The organism is Vibrio sp. S9_S30 (assembly GCF_014694455.1).
Classification (GTDB): domain Bacteria; phylum Pseudomonadota; class Gammaproteobacteria; order Enterobacterales; family Vibrionaceae; genus Vibrio.
On the sequence record NZ_JAAUWT010000016.1, the window covers coordinates 38,325 to 65,001 of the forward strand.

General features: G+C 49.3%; 3 protein-coding genes. All 3 read left to right on the top strand.

Annotation, left to right across the window (positions count from 1 at the left end; all coding sequences use genetic code 11):
• The first annotated feature begins 136 nt into the window (after positions 1–136).
• The 3 genes from HC752_RS17990 to HC752_RS18000 are packed head-to-tail and all read left to right on the top strand — an operon-like array spanning position 137 to position 26,530.
• Positions 137–5,254 carry a non-ribosomal peptide synthetase gene (locus HC752_RS17990; RefSeq protein ID WP_190336552.1) on the top strand — a complete coding sequence of 1,706 codons (5,118 nt, stop codon included), beginning with the start codon at positions 137–139 and terminating at the stop codon, positions 5,252–5,254.
• A complete protein-coding gene (locus HC752_RS17995; protein ID WP_190336553.1) occupies positions 5,254–17,454 on the top strand; it encodes a non-ribosomal peptide synthetase in 12,201 nt (4,066 codons plus the stop codon). The genes HC752_RS17990 and HC752_RS17995 overlap by 1 nt, the downstream gene beginning before the upstream one ends.
• A complete protein-coding gene (locus HC752_RS18000; RefSeq protein WP_190336554.1) occupies positions 17,447–26,530 on the top strand; it encodes a non-ribosomal peptide synthetase in 9,084 nt (3,027 codons plus the stop codon). Before HC752_RS17995 ends, HC752_RS18000 begins: the two co-directional genes overlap by 8 nt.
• Positions 26,531–26,677: the final 147 nt, after the last annotated feature.

Below are 26,677 nucleotides of genomic sequence, written 5' to 3' on the forward strand. Positions count from 1 at the left end.
ATTTACAATCCTCTGAATTATTGTATAAGAATATGTAAATTTTTGTATCAAAGATAGGCAGTGGCAGATGACTTCATATAATAAAAAAAACAAAAAAAATGTAACCTATTCAATTATAAGTAAATTTCATGAAACCGTGCGTCACTCTCCCGATGCGCTCGCTCTAGATGATAATGTTGAAATTTTAACCTATGAACAGGTTGATGTTCTTAGCAACAACGTTGCTTATCACATTCATTCTTTCCGAAAAGAGTCATCGAATCCCGTATTGTCTGTTGGTATTTCTCTTCCACGTCGTAACGACATGATCATCGCCATGATAGGGGTGTTAAAAGCGGGGGCCGTCTATGTCCCTATCGACCCCAATCAGCCCAAAGACAGAAAGCGTTTTATGTACAAAAATGCGAACTGTGATTACATGATCTGTGATGCAGAAACTGAGTTTGGAGACTTATCTGACCATGGCGTTGGACCCACCATTAAAAAAGGATGGATAAAGAATCTAAAGGTTTCTGAAAGCACTTCAGCCTATAAAGAAAGCGCCATCCCAATGCACGCCATACCGATGCATGATGTGGCGTGCATTCTTCATACTTCGGGGTCAACAGGTGCCCCCAAAGGCGCGGCATTAACACACCTTGGCTTACTCAACACCAGTTTTGCCCTAAGCAAAGGGATGGGGGTGGACTCCTGTTCCACTGTGCTTCATTACGCCTCGTTAGGGTTTGATTCCGCGACACTTGAATGGCTTTTAGCACTGACTAACGGTGCTAAGTTAGTGATCATTCCGGAAGACGACCGCACGGCACCGGATACGTTGGCCGAATTTGTGGCTCAAAAGCAGATCACGCATGCCCTTTTTCCTTCTGCCATGCTGCCTTATTTGGACATTCGTCGATCGTACGCGTTAAAGGCCATTGCCTCGGTTGGGGACGTTGCTGACCCAAGCTTGTTGTGGCAATGGACTCGAAAGTGCAGCGTGTTTAATGGTTATGGTCCGATGGAAATGTCTATTTGTACGTCGTTACATTCGGTGCAAGATGCTGAGCCTATAAACTTGGGCAAGCCAATTGACCGAACCGAGGTTCTGGTTGTTGGGGAAAATGGCGTTCCTGTTGGCACCAATGAAGTCGGGGAGCTTTGGGCAACTGGGATTGGGCTGTCTTTAGGTTATGTTAACAATCCGAGCCAAACCTCTAAGGCGTTTGTGCAACGTCAAGACGGACGAACTTGGTACAAAACGGGCGACTTGGTGAAATTGGATCCAAAGGGAGAGCTGCATTTTGTTGGGCGAAAGGATCACCAAGTTAAAATTCGTGGCAATAGGATTGAGCTTGAAGAGGTTGAACAAAGCCTCAAGTCGCTTCAGGCAGTAGATAACGCCTGTGTTGTGGTAAAGCTTGATTCAGATGGAAATAAGTATCTTGCGGCGTTTCTCACCGGAGACAAAAAAACCACAAGTGATGAAACCGATCATGTTCGCCAGCAACTGATGGAAATGCTGCCTGAAAGCCACCTTCCAAGGGTGTTTCAATGGTTGGAGTCCATGCCGCTCACGGCAAGCTTAAAAGTCGACCGAGTGGCGATTCAAACCCTTCCTCTTGCCCAGCAGGATTCCATAGAGATCGCAAATCAGAATGGCAATGTTCTTCAATCGCTGTTCCTATCAGAACTTGGGGTGTCAGAATTAGCCGATGATGATCATTTTTATCAAAAAGGGGGCGACTCGATTGCCTCCATTCGGTTAATCAACCAGATAAACCGCGTTTTTCATTGTAACTTGAGCATGCGCGAGTTTAGAGAGGATCCTTCTCTCTCTGGTGTTGAGCGCCTTATTCTAAGCAAGGCTCAATCCCAAAAAGCAGAAGCCATATCGAAAGCTTTAGTTCGACACGAAAACAGACCCGATGTGTTTGATTTATCCAGCCAACAACTCGTGGCGTGGTACATGTCGAAGCAGCAACCCGAAAGCAAAGCGTATTTAGCCGAAGCCGCCCTTCATTTTTCTGGAAATTTGAACACTCATGCACTAGAAGCGGCACTCAATGCACTGTTTGCACGTCATGATATTTATCGCACCGTTTTTAAAGAAGAATCCGGTGAGCCTAGGCAAACGGCACTGCCAAGCTATGAGATGACGCTCAAGGTGGTTGACGCGGACTCCGTTTTTGAACGATCCGAAATCGATTCAAACGGTCCGAATCCGTCTGATAAACAAGCCGTCATTGAACGCGTTTTGGCGCAAGAGTTGCCGGGGATTTCGGATCTCGCTACGTTGCCACTTGCGAAGTTTGTGTTAATCCGGTTCAGCCCTAACGAACACGTACTGCTTCACCAAGAGCATCATATTATTCACGACGGCTGGAGCGGCAGTGAGTTTACCCGCGAAATGATGGAAGCGTACCGCGCTTACTCGAATAGCCAAGCAGGCGATGGCGAGAAATGGTCGCCAGATCCCGTCACGCAATATTATGATTTTCATGTCGCACAGAAAACATGGCTGACGTCAGCAGAAGCAACGTCACAGCTTGAATACTGGAAAGACAAACTGAAGGATTGCCCACAAGGGGTCGCGTTATTTGGCAAGCAATCCCATTCTCTGGGTTTTTCTGGTGGGCATCAAAAAATGGTGTTTACCCAAGCACAATGGCGATCCATGGAGCGTCGGTGTCAGCAGCTGAATATGACGCCATTCGCGTTTACATCTGCCGTATTGTATCTCTGTCTGTGGCGATACTCGGGGCAAAAAGATCTTACGTTTGGTTCCGCTTTCGCAAACCGGAATTGGCAAAACTCGCATGGTACGCTTGGCATGCTGGTGAATACCTTAGTGCTTCGCCAGTCGATGGATTCGACGCAGTGTATTTCCGATTTTCTTGCCGATACCCAACGAGTGATTAATGAGGCGCAAGACAATCAAGAGCTGCCATTCACCAAAATAGTCGAAGCGTTAAACCCAGATAGGTCCGTAGCCAGTAACCCATTTTTCAATGTACTTCTAGGCTTTCACGATACGCCTATCGATGTGGAACCTTTGCCTGATCTCAATTGGTACAAAGACGAAACCATGATCTCAGAAACGTCCAAATTCGACTTGGATTGTTTGGTGGTGCCACGGGGGGAATCGTTCAATCAAGACGGAGAGGTGCACTTTTTGTGGGAATACCGAAGCGACGTGTATTCACCAGAAGAGATCGCCGTATTTTTGGACAGCTTTCAATATGTGTTTTTAGAGTTGAGTGAAAGCGATGAATCCATGGCGTCTCAACCTTTGTCTTCCCTATCAGTAATCACACCGAGTCAATCCCAATGTATGGTTGAGGAGTGGGGGATGGGGGGCGCGTTATCTTACCCTATCCAACACAAGTATGGTAAATCGAGCATCGTGGCATCGATTGAAAAAGCCGTTCAATATTTCCCACACAACGTAGCGTTACGGACTAAAACTCAAACCATTACCTACGAAGAACTGGATAGAACAGCAAGCCAAATTGCCATCGAGCTGGATGCCTTTGGCATAGCGCCAAGTGAACGAGTCGGGATTGCGGCAAGCCGCTCTATATCGCTGGTTGCGTCCATGCTTGCGGTATTTAAATTGGGTGGGTGTGCCGTGGTCATTGACCCGAGTTTGCCGCTTCAGCGGCAAGCATTTATGGCGCAAGACGCCAACCTCTCGGTTCTGCTCTTTGATGGACGTGATGCGATTCATCAACCTAGCAACGACCTGTCGGTCCCGCGAACACTGGATATTGCCCCTTGCTTTGGACTAGACACCACCAGCCGCGTTTGGCGAACGCCGATTTTTGAAGATAATCTTAATGCTTATGTGCTCTACACGTCGGGTTCGACGGGGGTTCCTAAGGGCGTTGAGGTGTCTCAGTCTGCTTTTCATAACGAATGCTGCTGGCACATTGACCAGTTCAAACTGAATGAAGACAGCGTAGGAACCAGCCTCGCTTTTGCTGGATTCGATGCCTTTTTAGCCGAGGTTTTTCCGCTTCTGATGTCCGCTGGGCAAGTGGTTTTGATTGACGATAACGATAGGGACAACCTTTCGGCGTTATCCGATGGCATGAACCGCCATAACGTGACACACAGCTGCTTGCCAACAGGGTTACTGGAAGCCGCGTGTGCCAGCCAGTTTCAGTGGCCAAGTTCGCTCAACAATCTGTTAGTAGGAGGCGATGCGTTAGGGGATGTTGTTTTTCCCGAGGGGTTCGATGCTGACTTTTACAATTTGTATGGCCCGACAGAAACCACCATCGACGCCACATTTGCCAAGCTGACTCCTAAAACAAAACGGGATGATAAATCGACATCGTCAGCGCCACCTATAGGACGACCGATCGCCAATGCGATGGCGGCAGTCATGCAAGATGGGGCGTTGGCGCCCATTGGTGTGCCTGGTGAACTGTTCGTCGGGGGCGCGGGCGTCGCCAATGGTTATCTGAATCAAACAGAATTGACCCAAGAACGCTTTTCTCAAGGGGATGTGTCGCCATTCGCGTCTGATGTTCGGTGGTACAAAACAGGGGATTGGGTTCGCTGGTTGCCTAGCGGTGAACTTGAGTATCTCGGCCGGTTGAACGATGAAGTGAAAGTTCGGGGCTATCGTGTTTCTTTAGGCGAAATTAGCGCTCAACTTTTACAACTTGAAGAGGTGGCGCAAGCTGCTGTGGTCGTTAGGCAAGGGGCGATATACGCTTACGTGACCCTAACCGAGCATGAAGCGATGGCATGGAAAGGCAACCGCACCAAATACGAACGTCAATTAGCAAGAAAAGTGCGTGTGTCTCTTAAAAAGACCTTACCTGAATACATGCGTCCAAGTGCTACGTTGATCTTAGATTCTCTCCCACTGACAGAGCAAGGCAAGCTCGATAAACGTCGTTTGCCTTCACCGTTTGAAGAGGAAACCACCTTTGAAAGTGCCAGCAGTGCGATGGAAGAAGCCATTCTTACCCTCTGGTTGGAATGCTTAGAGCTGCCTTCACTCAGTGTGACCGACAACTTTTTCTCGATCGGAGGGCATTCCCTGTTAGCCATGCGAATGATTGCTCGTATACGAATGGAGCAAGGGGTCGAGCTTCAAATGAGTGACTTTTTCGAATTCAGCACCGTGCGTGAATTGGCCAGCTACATTGAGAGCATTCTCGCGGTTCAAGATGATGGGTTTGATGGTATCGCAGGTAGCGGTGGTGACTTAGACGAGGAAAGCAGTGATGCAGATCTCATGGAAGAGGGGGAAATCTAATGGCTCACGAATTGATTCGGCTAGCGAAATCACAGGGTGTACACCTCTATCTAGAGAACGGAGCCTTAAAGTACAAAGCCAAGAAGGGTCTGAGTAAAGAACTCGCCGCGGCGCTGCGCAGCAGTAAATCTGAAGTGATTGCGTTTTTGCAGCAACACGCGAAAAAAAGCATCAGCCTTCCAAAGAAAGATGCCAGCAGGTTACGGTTTCCTTTAACGTCTGCACAGCAACGTTTGTTTTACTTAGAAACGTTATACGGAGAGAAAGCCCCTTACAATATGGCGACCGCGTTTCGAATGGTTGGTAAGCCACATATTGAGCAACTTGAACACGCGATTCATGCCATTATCGACCAGCACCACATTTTCAAAACGCACTTCCGCGTGAGCGATGGCATACCCGAACAGGTGATTTCGCCAGACGTTCCGTTCGCTATCTCTGAATATTCGGCGGATACCGCAAGCTCCGTCCAATCTATGACAGACGAGGAATGGATGGCGAAAGAAGCCAGCCGCCCCTTTACTTTATCTGAAGCGCCGTTATTCAGAGTGAGTACCAGAAGCGAAAAAAAGACAAACAACACGCTGATTCTGTTTGTCTTCCATCACATTGTGTTTGATGGTTTGTCTTACCGACTTTTTTTCAATGCCCTTAATGAGTACCTGTCTTCAGGTAAGCTCTCACACACCATCGGTTATCAATACGGGGATTACGCGGCATGGCAGCAAGGTGAGGGAGCAGCGGCTCAGAAAGCAGGGGAAGCGTACTGGTTTCAGCAGATGAAAGGCGTCGAAGAGCTCAACAGCCTAACGCCCGATTTTCCTCGTCCCGATACCCCCGAATTTTCAGGTACCATTAACCGACAAATTTTGGATAAACACCTAACCGCGACACTCAGAGCGTTTGCACAGCAACAAGGTGTCTCGATATTTACTTTGCTTCAAACGTTCTTTTCGCTGTTGATTGGGCGCTGGACGGAGCGATCCGATGTTGTCACGGGTACGCCCGTTGCTGGGCGTCAGGTGCAGGGCTCTGAACGCCTTATAGGCTTTTTTGTAAACACCTTAGCGCTTCGCTTTCATCTAGATGATGACCACACATTTCTGAGTTTACTTAAGCATTCAAAAGTCAAAATAGCCGAAGCGTTTCGCCATCAAGATGTGCCCTTCGAGCGCATCGTTCAAAAGCTGGGGCATGAACGAAGAAGCGGCTTTTCACCGATATTGCAAGTGCTGTTCGCGTTGCATGAGGAAGGAGAGTTTCAACTCGATATTGATGGCATACCCTGTGAAAACGTGGTGGTTGAGCGCAGCAATATCAACTTCGAACTCGAACTTCATATGATGGATAAAGGGGAGGTGTTGGAGGCGACGTGGGTGTTTGCCGATAACCTCTTCCATGAAAGCACCATCACATCATTGCAAGAAGCGTTTAATGCACTGATTCAAGGTGTATTGGCCAATCCTGAATCCAATATTCATCAATTGCCGCTGATTTCGATAAACGCTGAGCAGACGATCGCCACTTGGAATCACACTCGTCGAGATTACCCTTCACACAAAACGTTTGTTGCGTTGTTTGAAGAGCAGGTCGCCAAAACCCCCGACCGGATTGCGTGCGAATGGTCTCATGCTAATGGAGACGTTGAAACCCTCAGCTATCAAGCTTTAAATGAAAAAGCCAATGGCCTAGCAAACTACTTGATAGAGAAAGGGGTGAAATACGATCAATGCGTGGGGTTGATTGATGCGTGGTCTGCCACGGCGCTGGTCGGCATTTTGGGGATACTCAAAAGTGGGGCGGCGTATTTACCGTTGGACCCCAACCACCCCGAACAACGCCTGAATCAAATTTTGTCGTTGGCGTCGGTCGAAGTGTTGCTGGTGGCAGAGTCATTTGAATTGGATAGCACAACGGCTCGGTCCGTTCATACGGTGGTGGACTTAAGTAACCCTGATTTTTGGGTAGAGCTCCCTCCATCTTCTCTCACAAACCCTAGCAAGCAGGGAATCGCGTCTCAGTCCGACCATCTTGCGTATGTGATCTATACCTCCGGCTCTACTGGCGTGCCAAAAGGCGTGATGGTGGAACACAAAAACGTCTCGAATTTTCTGTTTTCATTACAAGACACAGTCGAATTGGATTCAACGGATGTGGTTGCGTCTATTGCACCACCCGCTTTTGATATTCACGTCACGGAAATGTATTTGCCGCTCATGCTTGGGGCGAAAGTCGTTCTGCTGAACTGGGAACAAACACGTTCGCCATCGTTGATTGCTCAATGCCAGCAACAACACGGCATTAGCATGATGCAGGGTACGCCATCGACGTGGCAAATGCTTATCGACGACGGTTGGCAGCCCTACGAGGGTTTGAAGATGCTGACGGGGGGAGACGCGCTTGGCAGGCAACTGCACGACACGTTATTAAGCAGCGGAACCACGGCTCGGTTTTACAACTTGTATGGACCAACAGAAACCACGGTGTACTGTTCAGGGAGTGAAGCCTCCCTTGATAACCCTCGGATTCACGTAGGGCGTGCGTTCCCGAACAACCACTACTATGTTTTGGATGAGTTACGCCAACACCGTCCGATTGGCAGTGTTGGAGAAGTGTATCTTTCGGGTGACAACGTCACAAGAGGGTATCTTGGGCAACCAGAGCTGACCAACGAAAAGTACCGTATCGATCCTTTCCTAACGGGGAACCACCGCTTATATCAAACAGGCGATTTGGGGAGATGGTTGCCAGATGGCACCATTGAGATTGTTGGGCGTAAAGATTTTCAGGTGAAAGTGAATGGCTTTCGAATTGAACTGGGCGATATCGATCACCACCTAAGGCAGCATCCAGAAGTGGAGCAAAGCCTTGTGACGGCTTTACCCAAAAGCCGGATCACGGGCGATGAACCTTCGGTCGGGGAGCCGCAGATACTGGTGGCTTACATCAAAAGCCAAGCCAATCACGTTGAACTTGAAGAAGCGTTGAAATTGAGGCTGGAACGCGCACTTCCAAGGTATATGATGCCTAACTTCATCGTGGTGTTGCGTCAGTTTCCTCTTACAGACAATCGCAAAGTGGATCGGCGAGCCTTGCCTCTTCCACAGTTTTGCCAGCGGCTCGATGCCAAGTTACCCAAATCGGATACCGAACGCTCCCTTTGTGCCATATGGTCGGAATTGCTTGAGCAAGATATCCAGAATGTGGGAGTGAGCTTCTTTTCATTGGGGGGGCACTCTCTTCTGGCCATTAAAATGATCAGCCTGATTCAGGAACAATTGGGCGTTCGCTTATCGCTGAAAGTCCTGTTTTATGCACCCTCGATTGAGCAAATGGCAGCGGTCATTGATGAACAACGAACGAATTCACCCGATCACGAGAACAGCGACTGCATACCGCTTGTTCAAGGCGACAGGACGGAAAGCGTTGCACCACTTTCCTATTCTCAGCAGCGTTTATGGGCGTTAGATACGCTGGAAGCAAAAGGGCGTTTCTATGCGATCCCTTTGATATATGATGTGAACGACAGCATCAACCAGCAGGCGCTTGAACGCGCTTGTCTGGCGTTGATTCAGCGCCATCACGTTCTCCAAACGGCGTATCGAGTGGTGGAAGAGGCAAACGTGCCTTCGAGTGCCAAACAGGTCACGGTGGGCGAAGAAGCATTTCACTTTTTCGCAGAGGACGTTTCTGATCAAACAGAACAGGAAAAAGCAAAGGCGCTGCGTGAGTTCGAAAGAGCAATGGTCGACGCCCCCTTTGAACTGACTAAAGGCGAAGTGTTCAGAGTTGGGGTCGCCAAATTAGAAAACAGCAAGAGTCGGTTGTTTATTGTGGTTCATCATATCGCGGCAGACGGCGTGTCTTTATCCATATTGCTCAAAGAGCTTCAGCATTTTTATCTCTTATTTTGTGCCAATCACCCGAGTGATGATATAGCGCCTTTGCCCTTGCAATACCGTGATTATGCGGTGTGGCAACGGGCGCGATACAGCCGTGAAAGTTGTTCGCGTCGTCGATTAGAGTCTTACTGGAAGCAGAGGCTGGAATCCGCACCGGAGCAACACGCCTTGCCATTAGACTGTGCGCGTCCAGATGCACCAAGTTATCAAGGCAAAGCGTTCAAACGCTCGTTTGGGCATGAACGGTCAACAAATCTTACATCGTTAGCCAAGCAACACAACACGACGTTGTTTAACGTTATCTACAGTGCGTTCTCTGTCTTGCTGACGCGTTACGCGGGTGTGGAAGAAGTTGTCATCGGCACACCGGTTGCGAACCGAGAGCGACCAGAGCTTGATACTTTGATCGGCTTTTTTGTCAACAACGTACCGCTTCGAGCAAAGGTGGAGTCGTCCGATAATTTTGATTCGCTACTCAAACGAAATCATCAACACCTTTTGCAAGATTTTGAACATCAGTCGTTGCCATTTGAGCACATGATCTCGCTGGTGAATCACCGACGTCAGCTCAATTGCAGCCCCATTTTTCAAGTCATGCTTTCGATGGAACAAGAGAGCCATGAAACCATTGCTTTTGGTCTGAATAAGGCGACAGCGGTATCCCCAAGTGCTACCGAAGCTAGGTTTGATTTAACGTTGGGGGTTCGACAATCCAAAGATGGCATCGCGTTATCGTGGAATTTTTCGAGTGATATTTTTGAGCAAGCCACCATCGCATCTATGGCGGTGGCCTTTGAGACGTTGCTGACCAAGCTCATCGAAGAACCTCAAGCCGAGGTGAATACGCTCGCCCTTGTAGACGTTCAACAAAACATTGAAACACACCAAGCGCACCCATACACCACGCTGTTAGCCTTGTTCGACAAACAAGTTACAAAGAACCCAAAAGGTGTGTCACTGGTGTACGAAGATCGTCAGATAAGTTTTGAGCGTTTGGATGCGCAAGCGAATCAGGTCGCCAATAGGCTCACCAGCAAAGGCGTGAAATCGGAAGACCCGATTGCCATCGCGCTGCCGCGATCGCCAGAGATGATCATCGCGATGCTCGCTGTGTTAAAGGCGGGTGGGGCGTATGTGCCTTTGGATACCAGCCAACCAAGCCAACGACTGACCCAAATCATTGAAGACAGCCATGCCCCCTTCATTATAACCTCAGAGGACGTCATTCAACGCACATTGTCCGATTGGCCAGAAGGTCGGTTGATCCGCATCGATTCAGAATCACTTTTGGGTGACAAGCTTCATCATCAGACAGCACTAGCGTGTGCTGGTTTGTCCCCTAAGCAGTTGGCGTACATCATCTACACCTCCGGTTCGACTGGGCAACCCAAAGGGGTGATGGTCGAGCACCAAGGCGTGGCAAATTACATTCAAAATCAAAATGCGTATTTAAACTTGAATGACCCAGAGATCAGTGATTCCGCTGGTTTCCTTTACGTCACCAATTTTGCGTTTGATACGTCGGTCGCCAGCATTTGGGGGGCACTTGCCAGTGGCCGCCCGCTGCATATCGTCTCGGAAGCGGAACGGTTTGATATCGCCAAACTTCAGGCGGCACTCTATCAACCGGAGCGCTACGCTGTGGCGTATCTTCCTCCGGTGTTGCTCAAAGCACTGGATGTGTCTGCAAAAGGGGATGTGATTCCACGCATTGTGGTGTCGGGGGAAGCCACGGACGCGCACCTTATTCAATCGTTAGTGACTCGAACGCAGCTTTTCAACGAATACGGTCCAACGGAAAACAGCGTTTGTTCTACGGTTCATCGTTACCAAAAAGGTGATGCTGCACATGTGATAGGGAAACCTATCGCAGGCGTTGGTTACGTCATATTGGATGACGGTTATCACCTTGTTCCACAAGGCGCAAAAGGGCGTTTGTATTTGAGTGGAGTAGGGGTTGCGAGAGGGTACGTGAACCAACCGGAACTGACGCATGATAAGTTCAGAAAATTAAAAAACGGCGATACCGTCTATTACGACAGTGGTGATACCGTTCGGCTGAACGCACGGGGAGAACTCGAATTCTTTGGGCGATCCGACAATCAAGTCAAAATACGAGGGCACCGCGTCGAGCTTGGCGAAATTGAACACCTAATGTCGTCGTTGTCAGGGGTAAAGTCAGCCAAAGTGTTGGCAGAAAAAAATGACCGAGGCGTACTTGGTATCAACGCCTACATTCAGCCAGACGCGATATCAAAAGCGGTGGGTTCTACAGAGTCAATGGAAGAAGCTGGCGCTGAGTGCTTATTCTCGGTACGAAAACAGCTAGAACACACGTTACCCGATTATATGATGCCCCGTGCTTGGGCTGTCGTTGAGGCTTGGCCATTAACCCCGAATGGAAAAATTGATCACGCTGCCTTACCGAGCGCCCAAGCCATACAATGGTCAGAACGCCCCTCATCGGATCGCGGCGATGTTCAAGACTTTTCACCTCAAGACTCCTCACCTCAAGGCGCGGCACCTAGCACACGAGTGGAACGCATTATCACTCAGGTGTGGCAAGGCTTGCTTGGGCTGGAAAATATCGGTATGAACGCCAACTTCTTTGCATTGGGGGGCGATTCTATCGTTGCCATGCAAAGTGTGTCGCGCTGTGCTTCTGAAGGGGTTCGCTATACGGTCCGTCAGCTATTTGAAGCACCGACGGTCGCGGCATTAGCTGAGGTTGCCTCACTTGAAGACGGTGATAAAACGTTCGAAGGGGAGGGTTCTCATTTCGCTCACACTCTTCCTATTCATGGTGAAATGCCGTTGTTACCCATTCAAAAGGAATTTTTTGCTTACGCTGAGAATGCAGAGCATTGTCAGCGATTCAACCAGTCGGTTTTGCTTGAGTTGCATCGGGCGGTAACGGATGACGAGTGTATTTCGGTGGTGCAATCTCTTGTGACCAAACACGATGCGCTGAGGCTTTCCTTTCATTTGGATGATGACAATTCGAAGAGTGAAAATGCAAAAGCATGGCGTGCCATCCACCAAGATGTCACCGAAGCGTGGCTGCAACAGGCATTAAGCTATAAAGCGGTGGAGAACCAAAGCGAACTTGCCGCTGTGTGCAATCACGCAATAAGCGAGCTGGATATCACACAAGGTCCGTTGTTTCGGTTTGTGAAAATGACCGATACCTCGAACGACAGCACCAAACTGTTCATTGTTGCCCATCACTTGATTATCGATGGCGTGTCTTGGCGAATTCTGTTGGATGACTTGCAAGCACTGTTGTCTCAGCCTGATGATTTCCGCCGCAGCAAAACCATGCCGTTTTCCGCTTGGTCGCAGCGCAACCTCGATTGGATAACCAAAGGAAGTGGTGCCGACACGATCCCTTATTGGAGAGGAGTAGAAGCCGCGATTCAGCCGCGTTTTAACCGTTCCGATAAACCCAAAATGGCGCATTGTGAATTTAATATTGAGGCTAGCCAAACGCGTAAGCTGACTCACTCTGCCCACCGAGCTTATGGCACCAATACACAAGATCTCCTATTGGCTGCCTTGCTGCTTAGCTTGGGTCGAAAAAACCAATGTGACGCAGAAAAAACAGGCGAAGGAAGCGGTGTTTCCCTTTCCATCGCATTGGAAACTCATGGACGACACGCTGATCATCTGTCCTTGAACGAGCATTTGTCTTCGAAGAATAGACACAACGCCGACTTAAGCGAAACGGTAGGGTGGTTTACATCCATACACCCCATAAACTTGTCTGGAAAGACTGAGCAGCTCTCCGATCTGATCTGCTCGATAAAAGAGCAAGTTCGGCGTGTGCCAAACAAAGGGATGGGCTACAGCTGGCTCAAGTCTTACACGAATTCGCTTGATGGCGGTGCGAATCAGCCAGACATCTTGTTTAATTTCCTTGGGCAGTTTGGAAACGATACAGCGCAAGACTCAATGGAGAAACGTCATGTTGCCTTTTCTGCCGTAGCGGGATTCAGAGTGGAAGACGGCTCGCAAGGGCATATGACGCCGCGTGCGCTAGCGTTTAACTGCCGTGTAAGCGAGGGGGTTCTGTCATGTGATCTCGACTTTGATGTTCATTGTCTTTCATATCAGCAGGTCGATGCGTTTTCCTCCCGATTCCAAAACCACCTCACGCAGCTTATTGAACATTGTGTCGCGCAAAAAAACACGCGCCGTACCCCGTCTGATTTTCGCACGCCCGACTTGCATCAAAGTGATGTCGATGCTTGGGAGAACGATCATGCAAACGCCTCCCTTTCATTGACCGATGTGTATCCAGCAACGGGCATGCAGCAAGGCTTGCTGTTCCACAGTGAATTGGACAAAGAAGCGTATGTCACTCAACTTACGCTCACCTTGGATAAGGTTGATCCCGACCTTCTTAAGTTAGCGTGGCAAGCTGTTATCCATCGGCACGATATTCTAAAAACATCGTTTGCCCTTTCTGAGGAAGGAACGCGATATCAACGTGTTGCCAAAGAAGGGATACTGCGCTGGCAGCAGACGGATTTAACTCGATATGACCCAGAAAGCCGTGATGATGCGAGTAATTCTGCTGACGCGTTGAAAAGTAGGGTGAATGCGATTGCCCGTCAGGAAAAATCGGAAGGCTTTGATGTGTCGTCACCGACGCTGACGAAATTTCACTGGGTGCCGCTTTCCAAGGATCAAGGCAAGCTGATTTGGTCTACCCATCATGCCCTTTTGGATGGTTGGTGTTTGCCCATCATCATCACTGAGCTTCGCGCTTGTTATGCGGAATTGGAAAGTGGCTCTGCGTCGATGTTACCGCCAGCCAAGCCTTATCGCCGTTACATTGATTGGCTGCAACATCAAGATCACCAACGTGCGCGTGACTATTGGCGGGCGAAGCTCTCCCGTTTTGAAGCACCTACACCCTTACCATCCAAATCGTTTTCAGAACAGGTAAGCGAGTCTTTAGACAGCACTAAGGGCGATCAACGATTGAACACATTGGCTCTGAACTTGCCTTCAGAGCAAACTCTAGGTTTGGATGCACTGGCAAGGCAATCGGGAAGCACGTTGAATACCGTATTGCAGGGGGCTTGGGCGTTGCTGCTGTCGACCTATTCAGGGAGTGAGCAAGTGGTCTTTGGCTCAACTGTTTCTGGCCGACCCGCCGCACTTGCTGGGTCAGAATCCATGGTGGGGCTGTTCATCAACACGATACCTGTGGTGGTCGATGTGGATCTGTCTGCATCATTAACCTTGTGGTTGCAAACGCTGCACGTCCAAAACGCGCAATCGGAAGCGTTCAGTTTCTTGCCTTTGTTCGACATTCAAGCGCAAGCAGACAGAGCCTCCCAACCCTTGTTTGACAGCATTTTAGTGGTGGAAAACTACCCCGTCAGCGATGAAGCACGGAATGCACAACATGCAGGCAGTTGGCAAATTTCCGAAGTTGAGTCGGTTGAACACACCAACTATGGTATGTCACTTCAAGCCTACAAAACGCAATCCAAGGCAGAAGAACCCGCGCCTCAACTCGAATTATCAGTCACTTACGATGGCAGCAAATTCTCGGATTGGCAGATGCGGCAACTTGTCACGCATCTAGAAAACATCTTATGCGAGTTTTCCCGCCATCCGCGCTCGGTATTGCGGGATATTCCAATGCTGAGTAAACAAGAACGACGTTACCTTTTACGCGAGTTGAATCATACTCAAGCCGAGATTCCTACCCAATCGATTCACGAATTAGTGGAGCACTTTGCGACGACGACACCAGAGAAAACCGCATTAATTGAAGGCGATAGACGCTGGAGTTACCACGAACTCAGTTTGGCGGCGGATCGCATTGCCCATCATTTGCAATCCAAAGGCGTCAAAGACAATGATCGAGTGGGAGTGTGCGTGGCGCGTTCGGCAGAGATGATTTTAGGTGTGCTGGCGGTATTAAAGCTCGGGGCGCTGTACGTACCGATGGACGCAAAATACCCACGCGAGCGCATAGCATTGTTGGCTTCGTTGTCGGAGACACAATGCATTCTGACCGATGGTCATGCGGACTTTCTTGAAAGCAACCCCCATTACCACGTGATAGACATCTCCCCCCAATCCTTGCATGCATGGGAACAGCCTAGCGGCTTTGGCAGTGTGAAGCGCCAGCTCGATGACAGCGCGATGGTGATCTTTACATCGGGATCCACGGGGCAACCCAAAGGGGTCGAAGTCACCCATGGCGGTGTGGTTCGCCTACTGAAAAACACCAATTATGTGTCGATCACGCCTGAGAAGACGGTGGGGCAAGTCAGTAATTTCTCTTTCGATGCGTCAAGCTTTGACATTTGGGGGGCGCTCATCAACGGTGCAACCGTGGTGGTGTTGAAAGACGATGAGGTGCAAGACGTCAACCGCCTATCCGAGCAGATTTCAACGCACAGCATCCATATATTGTGTATGGCGACCGCGTTAATGAATCAGTTAGTGGAGTTGAAGCCGGATTTGTTTGCTAACGTGGAATCCCTTCTATTTGGTGGCGAATCTGTGAACCGGAAAACCATCGATGCCATGTTTGAACACGGAAAACCTCAGCATTTAGTGAATGTATATGGACCGACAGAAAACACCACAATATGCACCACCTATGAGATCACCGAGCGTCGCCCCGATTACCCTATGGGGCGGGCGATAACCAATTCCACCGCGTATGTGTTGAACCGTCGTCAGCAATTGGTGCCACTGGGGCAAGTTGGGGAGTTGTATGTCGGTGGGATTGGGTTGGCAAAGGGCTATATTGGGCGAAGTGACTTAACGGCAGAGCGCTTTGTTCATCAAGCACTTGGTGCGAATCATGTGGAGCGTCTTTACAGAACGGGCGATCTGGTGCGGTACAACCAAGATGGGCAATTGGAGTTTGTTTCCCGTCTGGATCATCAGGTCAAAATTCGGGGGCAAAGGCTAGAACTGTCAGAGGTTCAATTGCGAATATTGACCCATAACAGTGTCGATGCAGCGCATGTTGGAACGATAGAGCGAGGCACAGAAAAACAACTCTATGCGGCAGTTCAATTTAGGGCATCGTTGGATTCCGACGATGAGCTGGCGCACTTGAAGGCGTATTTAGAGGCCAGCTTACCCCACTTTATGGTGCCGACGCTGTGGGCTGTGGTAGCGGACATGCCACTCACGCCTAATGGCAAAATAGACGCGAAGTCGCTGGTTACCTTGGTGGAAAACAACCATCAAAAACAAGTGAATACCGGTGCCCCGCGGGACGAGGTGGAAATGACGTTGTACCGAATATGGCGCGAAATTTTGCTTGAGAAAGACATCGGTATACGAGACAACTTTTTCGATGTCGGAGGGTCGTCCATTGCGGCGATCAAAGTGATGCATTTTATTGAGAAGCAGTTCGCGGTACGCATTCCGGTTTCTGAATTGATCAATCACCCAACCATAGAGGCATTAGGGGGATTGGTTCGCGCAGAGAGGACGAATCAATCTAAGCCAGACAGTCAATCAAAGCTAGTCAATCAATCAAAGCTAGTTAATCAATCTAGGTCATCTAATTCACTTAAGCCATCGTCGAATTGGGCTCATGGTGTGATTGAGTTTCGCCCCAGCCAAAATGGCAAGAATGTGATTTGCATTCACCCAGCGGGTGGCACGGCATTTGGCTACCTTTCTTTTGCTAAAGCCATGCCTGAAGAGTATGGGGTATACGGCATTCAAGCCAAGGGCGTAGACACAGATGAAGATTTTTTACCCGATGTCCAAGCCATGGCTCACTTCTATTTAGACCAAGTGAAATCACTATTAGATGCGCCCCATGTTTTTGTTGGGGCATCGTATGGAGGCATCGTGTCTTTCGAGATGGCACGGGTAATGAAAGAGCGAGGATGCCCATTTTCAACTGCGGTGGTTCTGGACAGTGAAGCCACGGAAAATCGGGCAGCTCTTGCGAAAATCCAGCCGGTTTCGAATGCGATATTTCGCCAGAAACTCGTCACCTACAACGGCATGTACCCTGGCATTAAAGACCAACAAATTGAACGTTATCACCGCCTGTATAACCACCACCTGGAGACGTTAAAGAATCTGACTCTCGACGTGTCGAACGCCCCAACCATTTTGGTGCTAGCCACCGATGATAAAGACGAAGAACACCTACAATTGATGCGCGATTTTTGGGCTGCCAAAGTGGCATCGACCTTCTGCGTAGAAACCATTCAGGGGGACCACTCAACGTTGTTGGAGCCACCTTACATTGATGCCGTTGCACGTATGATCGAGAAGGAGTTATCGCATGATTGAACAATTCACGCAGGTGGTAACGGACCACGGCAATCTAATCGCGGTGGAAGATGGGGAGCGGAGCTTTTGCTATTCGGAACTCGATGCCATTTCTAATGCGTTAGCCTTGTTTTTGTCGAGCTTGGGTATTCAAGAAGGGGCGCGTGTCGGTTTGTGCGTCCCTCGCTCGGCGGAACTGGTTGCGACCATGGTCGCAGTGATCAAGCTGGGGGCGTGTTACGTGCCCATTGAACCAAGTATGCCCGTTAGCCGCAGGCGTTACCTGTTTGAACAGTGCGATATTCAAACGGTACTGAGCCATGCCGAACAGATAGAGACATGGCGTAACGAAGAGGCAGAGGAAAGCGTTGTGGAACTGATCGAGGTAAAGGCTGAGTTTCGCCGAGCTCTGTCGCAAGTTCAGTGTGGAAAAGGCATCGAGTACACGCCAGTGATGAGCGATCCCGATACTCTCGCTTGCCTCTTTTTTACATCCGGTTCCACGGGGTTACCAAAAGGCGTGTCTGTGTTAAGTTCCGGCATTAAAAGTGTGGTGCACCAACCCAATTACGTACCGCTGATATCTGGGAAGCGCATCGGCAATTTTGCAAACCCTTCGTTTGATGCCTTAACGTTTGAAGTGTGGGGCGCTTTGCTCAACGGCGCAACGGTGGTGGTGTTCACCCAAGAAGAGATCAACAATCCCCACACTTTAGCCACCAAAATTGAACGATCAGCGCTGGATGTGGCGTTCATGACGACAGGGCTGTTCAACCTTATGGTGTTAGAGTGTCCACAAAGCCTTGTGCGAATTAAGCATCTACTGGTTGGAGGCGAGGCTTTCGTTGCGAGCAATGCCATGCCCTTTTTCGATGCTGCCACTCATATGGGGCTCGAAGGCAGCGATTATCCAGCGTTATACAACGTTTACGGTCCAACGGAATGCACGACATTCAGTGCATGCTATCGGTTGCAACCCGATAACTTGGATCGTTATGTCCGTGATGCAAGGGTGCCAATCGGTAAGGGCATTAATCGCACCCAGGTATATGTCGTCGTAGAACGAAACAGGCTGGCATTGAGTGGCGAAATCGGGGAAATCGCTATCTCTGGCCCTGCGTTGGCGCGTGGGTATTACGGTGATAAGGTCAGAAGCGAAGAACGGTTTGTTTATTTGCCTTGGTTGAAAGAGCATGTCTATCTTACGGGCGATCTCGGCATGGCAAATGAGCAGGGTGACATTGAGTTTTTGGGGCGAGCGGATCAGCAAGTGAAAGTTCGGGGGCACCGAATCGAGCTGACTGAAATTGAGCAGTGTATTCAGTCACATCCGGACGTGCTTCATGCTGCTTGTGTGGCCATAAAAGCACAAGAAACCGATATCTACGCGTATCTCTCCCTGCATTCACACGTGTCAAAAGACGATTTAAGGCATCATATCCGCCAGTATTTACCGAGCTACATGGTGCCGCATCGCTTTTTTGTTGTGTCCCAACTGCCCTTAAATAAAAACGGTAAGTTGGATACGCATCGGCTCCGAGAGATGGAGCACATCGAGTTAACCCGTGATAAGAACAAGCAACACGATAGCGAGCACCTTGAGGCACTGGCTCCAAACGTTGGACAGCGGTTTGTGTCCATTGTGAGTGAGGTCTTGAATGTCAACCATCGCCTCAGCCTAACGGACAGCTTTATCGAATCCGGTGGGGATTCCTTGAAAGCCATGAGGATCATTGCCCGTTTGAGAGCGCTGTTTTCTGACTCCCTTGAACTCAGTGTTGGTGATTTTATGGCGGGCACGAGCTTGATTCAGCTGGTGGTCAATCTGGAACGGCAGTGTACGAAAATCATTGAGGATGGACATAAGGCATCGCAGAGTCAGACAACATTAGGGGCGGATCAAGCCAACATTTACCCAGCTTCGCCCGAGCAAAGTCGCTTGGCATTGCTGCATTATTTAAATACCGATTCGACGGCTTACAATGCGCCATTTGTTTTTACATTGACTGGAAATGTGGATGTTGAAGCCTTACAGAAGTCGTGGTTGGGCATTGTGCAACAACACGGTGCATTAAGAAGCCAGTTTTTAACCACGAGTACAGGCGTGATGGTCGAAGAGCGCGAGTTCAACGATGACATGGGCACGTTACGATTCCAATCCCTATCTGAACGTGGTGTCAGCGAAGCAATGGGTACGCATATCACGCATCGCTTCGACATTGAAACTGCGCCGTTGTTTATATCCACACTTATTGAGGTGGAGGAAAGGCAGCATCCGCCTATTTATCACCTCGTTCTGTGCTTTCATCACTTAATTGTTGATGGGTGGAGCATCAATGTGTTGTTGGACGATCTAAGCCAAGCGTATCAGCGGTTGTTGTCCGGTCAAGAGATCCACGCAGATAAAAAAGCATCAAGGTACCTTCAGTTTTGCCAACAAAGACAAGAGAGTATTGCTGCGAGTTCGTATCAGAAACACATGGATTTTTGGCGAGAGCAGTCGCTCAATACCGTACCGAGTTTGTTTTCCTCACGGTCTTTAGTACACACGCGCACGGAATTGGATGGTGTGGTGAAAAAGACGTTTTCATCACCCGATTGGAAAGCGTTGAAAAGCGACGCTCATAAAAGAGGGATGTCGCTGTTTAGTGCATTACTTGGCGCGCTGGGGTTAACGCTAAACCGATATTTTCATCAAAACCGTGTCGTGATCGCCTCCCCAGTCGCAAACCGAGAAGGTGGCAATTTTGAACACTTGGTTGGCATGTGTGCGAACACCTGCCTATTTAACCTTGAGATGCCGATAGGGTTGGCGGTGAGCAAGTTTTTAAACCAAACACACCAGTGCGTTGTTCAAGTGCAAAGACACCAGCAGGTGGATTTTGCCGATGTTGCCCGCTTAATGGCACTGCGAACGGAAAGCGAATTGGGGAATGACGTTATCGAGAGCATGTTGGTTTTCGAAAATACGGATCCAAATCGGCTCAAGATCGATGGTGTAAAGGTCAATGCCCAGACGCACTTTAGTGGTGAAGCAAAATTCCCGATAACACTGTTTGTAACCGATTGTGGCGACAATGCCGAATTGGTATTGGAATATCAGGGTAAGAAACTGTCGAATGAGACAGCCAATGCTATGCTGACGTCATTTATGACCCTATCAATCCATCTATTTCAATCCTTGGATCGTTCTGTTCAGCGGTTGCCCCACTTATCACCCTCTCAGTTGGCGCAAATTGCCGCGTGGTCAACGCCTCAGTCGAGTAAGTCATCTCTACCTTGGCATCGCGTAGAGGATGGGTTTGATTACCAAGCGTCTATGTCACCGCACAATATTGCTGTGGAAATGGAAGGCCAGCAGCTCAGTTATCAAACGCTGGCAGTTCGCAGCGAAAAGCTTGCCAGTGCCTTGCGTGAACAATACACACAATCGCCAAGTGACACCATTGTCGGGTTAAGTTTCTATCGGGGGATTGATCTTGTTGTGGCGATGATGGCGATTTTGAAATCGGGTGCTGCGTATCTGCCACTGGATCCTGATTATCCGACGCAGCGTTTGATCACCATGTGCGAGTTAGCCAACCTCGATTTGGTGTTAACGGAAATCGGCGGTTTAAATAGCGGTGTCCATAACAGCGTTGCTCATTCGATTTCCTGTCCAGTCTATTGTTTGGATTCCGGCGATGAATTGCAGCCACTTTCGCCTGAAAGTTCACAACCGCATTTCGATTCTTGTGATGCCTTACGGCAACAAGCGGCAGAAAAGAAAGGCAGCGACCGCGCCTATGTGATTTATACCTCTGGCTCGACAGGGGTTCCTAAGGGGGTGGAGGTGTCTCACGATGCGTTACTCAATTACCTCGACCACTGCGTAAACCATTATTTTGACGACGCGCAAGTGCGCGCTGGTGTGGTGTCTTCCTCGGTCAACTTTGATGCGACCGTGACCACATTGCTTGCGCCTTTGATGGCGGGTAAAACCGTAAAATTGGTACCGCAAGACGGCAATGATGTTCACTCATTAGCCAATACCCTCAAAAACGCAGAGGAGCCGATGGTCTTCAAATTGACCCCCACCCATCTAAAAGCTCTCGGTTACTATTTAAAAGACCTCGGTGACAATTTAAAAGCCGAGCACGTAACTCTGGCGCATCGTTTCGTTGTTGGTGGAGAGGCGTTTGATACCGCAACCGCGATGCAATGCCAACGGCTGCTTCCTTCTGCCAAATGGATCAACGAATATGGACCAACCGAAGCGACGGTGGGGTGCAGCACCTATGTGTATTCCCCCGATGCCAGCGAGCAAAAGGCTACGGCATTGCCTATTGGTTACCCTATTCGTGGTGCCAGCCTCTATGTCCTCAATAGGGACGCTCAGTTTTGTGCGCCGAATGTTATTGGTAACATACACATCGGTGGTTGTGGTTTGGCGCTGGGTTATCTGAATCAAAGTGAACAAACCCGAGAACGCTTTCTTCATTTGGAGGTGAATGGGGAAATACAACGCTGCTACCAAACTGGTGATGTGGGTTACTGGAACGCCGAGGGCGAGTTGATATTCTGTGGTCGTGAAGACGACCAAGTTAAGTTTCATGGTTACCGCATTGAATTGGGCGACATTGAAGCGGCACTAGCCCGTGCGTTACCCAACGTGCGCTGCGCGGTTGCCTTAAAACACGGCGAGAATGCGATGCTGGTGGCGTATGTTTCACTCAGTGACGCGCAACTTGCTCAGAAGCAGAAAGAGATCATGGAAACGTTGGCGAAACAGTTGCCAAATCACATGCTACCCAGTCATTTTTGTGCGGTGGATGCGTTTCCAGAAACGCCGAATGGCAAGCTGGATCGGGAAGCGCTTCCAACCCCTGATAGGGGATTGAAAACCCATCACCACGAGCAAAAAAAAGCGCATTCAGCCTCCCCCTTAGTAGCCCATTTGGTGGCGATGTTCAGCCAGCAATGTGGCGGTCACATTCACCCTGACACCCCATTTTTCGAATCCGGCTTCAACTCTTTGAGCCTGATGAAAGTACATAGCCAGTTAGTACAGGACAAATGGCTTTGCACGCAATGGTCACCGATCAAACTGGTGGATCTTTTTGCTTACCCGAGTATTCGTAAATTGGCGGATTATTTGGGGCAAGAAGACAGTATGTTTCGTGAATCTGAAAATAAAGAAAGCCGAAAAATCAGTGAGGATACGGTAGGGGGAAATCAGGATATTGCCGTGATTGGTATGGCGGTGAACTTACCAGCAGCGAATAACTTAAGGCAATTTTGGGAGGCAATACAAAGTGGCAAAGAATGCATTGAGCGGATACCTCTTGATCAACGTCGTGATAAATGCAGCGACGAGAATTGGGTGTTTGTTCGTTCAAGCATGCGTGGGGTAACCGACTTTGACCCCGCGTATTTTGGCATCTCTGAACACGATGCAAAGCTGATGGATCCTCAGCAGCGACACGCGTTAATGACGGCGGTTCACGCGTTAGAGAATGCGGGTATCACCAAGGATATCGATTCGAATGCATTCCATACGAAACCCCATCTTTCTCAATCAAAAGGTGCTCGAAAGATCGGCGTCGTCATGAGCGCCAGCGACAATACCTACGGTGAAACCATCGCGAAACAGGGCGGGGGGAACATCGACCCGTATCATCTCTCTTTACTGAACGAGAAAGATTTTATTGCAACACGTATTTCGTACCACCTGAACTTGTCTGGCCCTGCGATCAGCACCCAAACCGCGTGCTCGAGTTCTTTGGTGGCGATCCATCAGGCGTGCCAGCAAATTCGAATAGGGGAATGCGACATTGTGTTAGCGGGTGGCGTGAATGCGGATCTCGACACACTTGACGGTTATGCCTTTAGGAAAGGGATGATTTTGTCGCAAGACGGGCATTGCAAACCTTTTTCGAATCAGGCGAGTGGCACCGTTCCAGCAAATGGGATCGGGGCGGTGGTACTCAAAAGGCTGGACTTAGCACAGCAAGACGGTGACCGCATTTATTGCGTGGTGAAAGGCAGTGCCGTGAATAACGATGGCGGGAACAAAGTCAGCTTCTATGCCCCTTCTGTTCATGGTCAGCGTGATGTCATCGTGCAAGCGCAGCGAAAGGCTCAGGTGTTTTCGAATCAAGTTCAGTACGTGGAAGCGCACGGCACTGGCACACCGTTGGGTGATCCCATTGAAGTGGACGCCTTGTCCGCAGCGTTTGAAGCGAACCGAGCATCGCCCAATGAAAATGGTGTCTGCCAGCTCGGCTCGCTCAAAAGTCAGATGGGGCATTTAGGCAGTGCGGCTGGCGTGGCGGGATTTATTCGCACGGCGTTGTGCCTATATCACCAATACTATCCGACCACGCTGTGGGCGGATAGCCCCAACGAAGCCATTGATTTTGAAGCGGCAGGAGTGGCATTGAGCAGGCGAGTTCACCCTTGGGAAGGCGACAACAGACTGGCTGGCGTCAGCAGCTTTGGAATGGGTGGCACCAACGCTCACGTTATACTGGGGTCATTTGACGGTGATTACGATGGCGATCATCAATGGGATGCACCACCCACCCCATTCAATACCAAACCGTATTTGAGCCAGTATTATACGAAGCTTCTTCAAGCCGACGCATCGATGGAAGTTGCGCAGCGTGTTAGAGCGCCATTTGACCAGTGGTTTCTGGAAGAAAGTTGGCAGCGGATCCATCGAATAAAAGCGGCTAAGGCTGTAAACGGGCAAACCCTTTTTATTGGTTACAACAGACAGTGCCTTGAAAAGGTGATGTCACATTATCAGCAGCAAGGCAATCGAGCCGCTTGTGTTAGCGATGTAGCGGGGTTACGCGCGTGGCTTAGCTCCGAAACTAGTGAGGTTTCTTGGCTAAACGTTGTGGTTTTCAGTGATGACCACGATTCGGAAAACGGTTCTGTACGGCCCCTTTGGCAACGAGTCGAGCTGATTCAAGCGCTGCAAATATGCAGCTCAACCATCAAGGTTCAGGTGGTCTTCTTAAACGCTTATTCGGCAGAGGTATTGGGAAACGAGCACGTGAATCCTAACAGTGCTTTGATCAATGGTTTGGTTAACACCATAGCCATCGAAAATCCAACCATGGCTGGTTACGGTTTGGATGTGGGGGAGCATGAATCGCCCACGGATTTAGCGTTGTGTTTGATGCACCTATTGGATCTAGTGAACACCAAGCCTGAACGTTCAAACGAGCCCTTTTTTGCCTTGCGCTATGGTTACTTATGGCAACGCTCTTTTCTTGAATCAGCTATAGAACCAGTGGAATCGAATGAACCAACGAAATCGAGTGAATCTGGTGTGTATCTCGTGACGGGATCGAATGGCGGCATTGGGCGGTATGTTACTCAACACTTTTTATCACAACATCACCAAAACGTGGTGATAGGTTTATCTCGCTCAGCGCAACAAGAAAGCATTCAGCCAGGTCAAAGAGAGCAGCACGTTCGATGCGATATCTCAAGTGCGGTGCAGTGGCGATCACTCGTGGAGCAAATTCATCAATCTTATGGTCGTGTAAAAGGCATTGTTCATGCCGCTGGGGAAGCGGGGGGGGCAATGATACATGCGCTGAATCCCGACATCCTCCAACGCAACGTGGGTGCCAAAGTGCAAGGTGCCATTCAACTTTCTTTTTCGGTCGACACATTGCAACCAGAATTCGTTTTGTATTGCTCGTCGATGTCTTCTCGTTATCCCGTGGCTGGGCAAACCGATTACAGCGCTGCCAATGTGTTTCTGAATCAGATGTCTACTCGTCAGAGGGAAGCAAAAACACGCGTTATTTCGGTTAATTTCCCGACATGGTTGCAAACGGGGATGGCAAAACACGTCAGTGAAACCGACTTTGCGATAACGCCGCAAGAAGGTTTGAAGGTTTTTGATAGGGTGATAGACAGCCTTTTTGAAGGTTGTGTGTATGTGTCGCCGTTAAAGCAGAATGATGCGCGGGATTTTTTTGATTCGCTCAATCATCGTGTGATTCGTACCCGGAATGAGAAAAATGGCGTAGAACAAGGCAGCCATTCGAAAGGGGCGTTCGTTGAAGGTGCCCACAGCATGACCCTTCGTCTTACGTTGCACACCTTGTTTGCCGAGGTATTGGGTATGGAAGAGAGTGACATTGAGCCCGATGTTTGCTTTTACGACTTAGGTGGCGATTCGCTGACGGTTCTTGATTTGCTGGATGCCTTGAACGAGTCCTTTCCTGCGGCTTTTACGCTGGCGCAACTTAATCAAAATGTTTCCATCGATTCGCTTTGTCTTCAATTGGATAAGCACATCTCTCAAGCCAGTGCTGGCTTTCCTTCTAGCAACGAGGACGAGCGCCACTCTGCGACAATGGTTCATGACGCCGGTGTCAGTGAGCAACCCGTCGATGTGCTTATTCATCCGGTAGGTGGCGATGTGTCTGGCTACCGTAAATGGCGAGAATATTATCCGAAAAACAGAGAGCTCATCGCGATTCGAGATCCTTTGTTAGAGGGAGGGGAGCCACTCAGCACCATTCAAATGTGTGCTCAAGAATACTGCGACTACGTTTCCGAACGCCGAGTGAAGCGGGTGATTGGTTGGTCTTTTGGCGCGGTAGTGGCACAGGAAATGGTGAAAATGCTAGGTGAAGACGTGGAGTTGGTTCTCATCGACCCGCCAGCGCTTACCCAGCCCTTACCGCATTGCCCAGCGCTCGCGAATTCGGTTTTCGTGAAAGAGGTATTACAGCAATATCCAGACCTTAAAGGGCAACTGAACGAGTACAGCTCAGTGAATGATATTGTTGACGCCATGCAAACAAGCAGCGACGACGCTCGCCTATACTTGCAGCGGGTGGTCTCTGCGTGTCAGAAAAATGCGAATGCGTTAAGGCAATATCAGCCTAGCCAAGTGCATGTTAAACACGCATGGTTGTTTATTGCCTCGGATCATTCAGATGCCGATAAAGCAGAGGTTACGGAGTCGTGGTTAAACCTGCTGCCAGATATCAACATTCGAACGGTTATTGGGGATCACTACTCCATTTTGAATGAAGTGGGTTCTCGCAACATGCTTTCCATACTAGAAAAGAATGAAGAATGATCAGTCATCGGTGGGATAAAAATAGACAACGTCAAGCTCAGTGAGAAGGCGTTTAAGTTTAAGTCACACCGTTTTCAATTACACCGTGATGGGTGAATATCATTTATGCCGACGGTTTTCTCGTGTCGACGGTATTATGATGCTGAC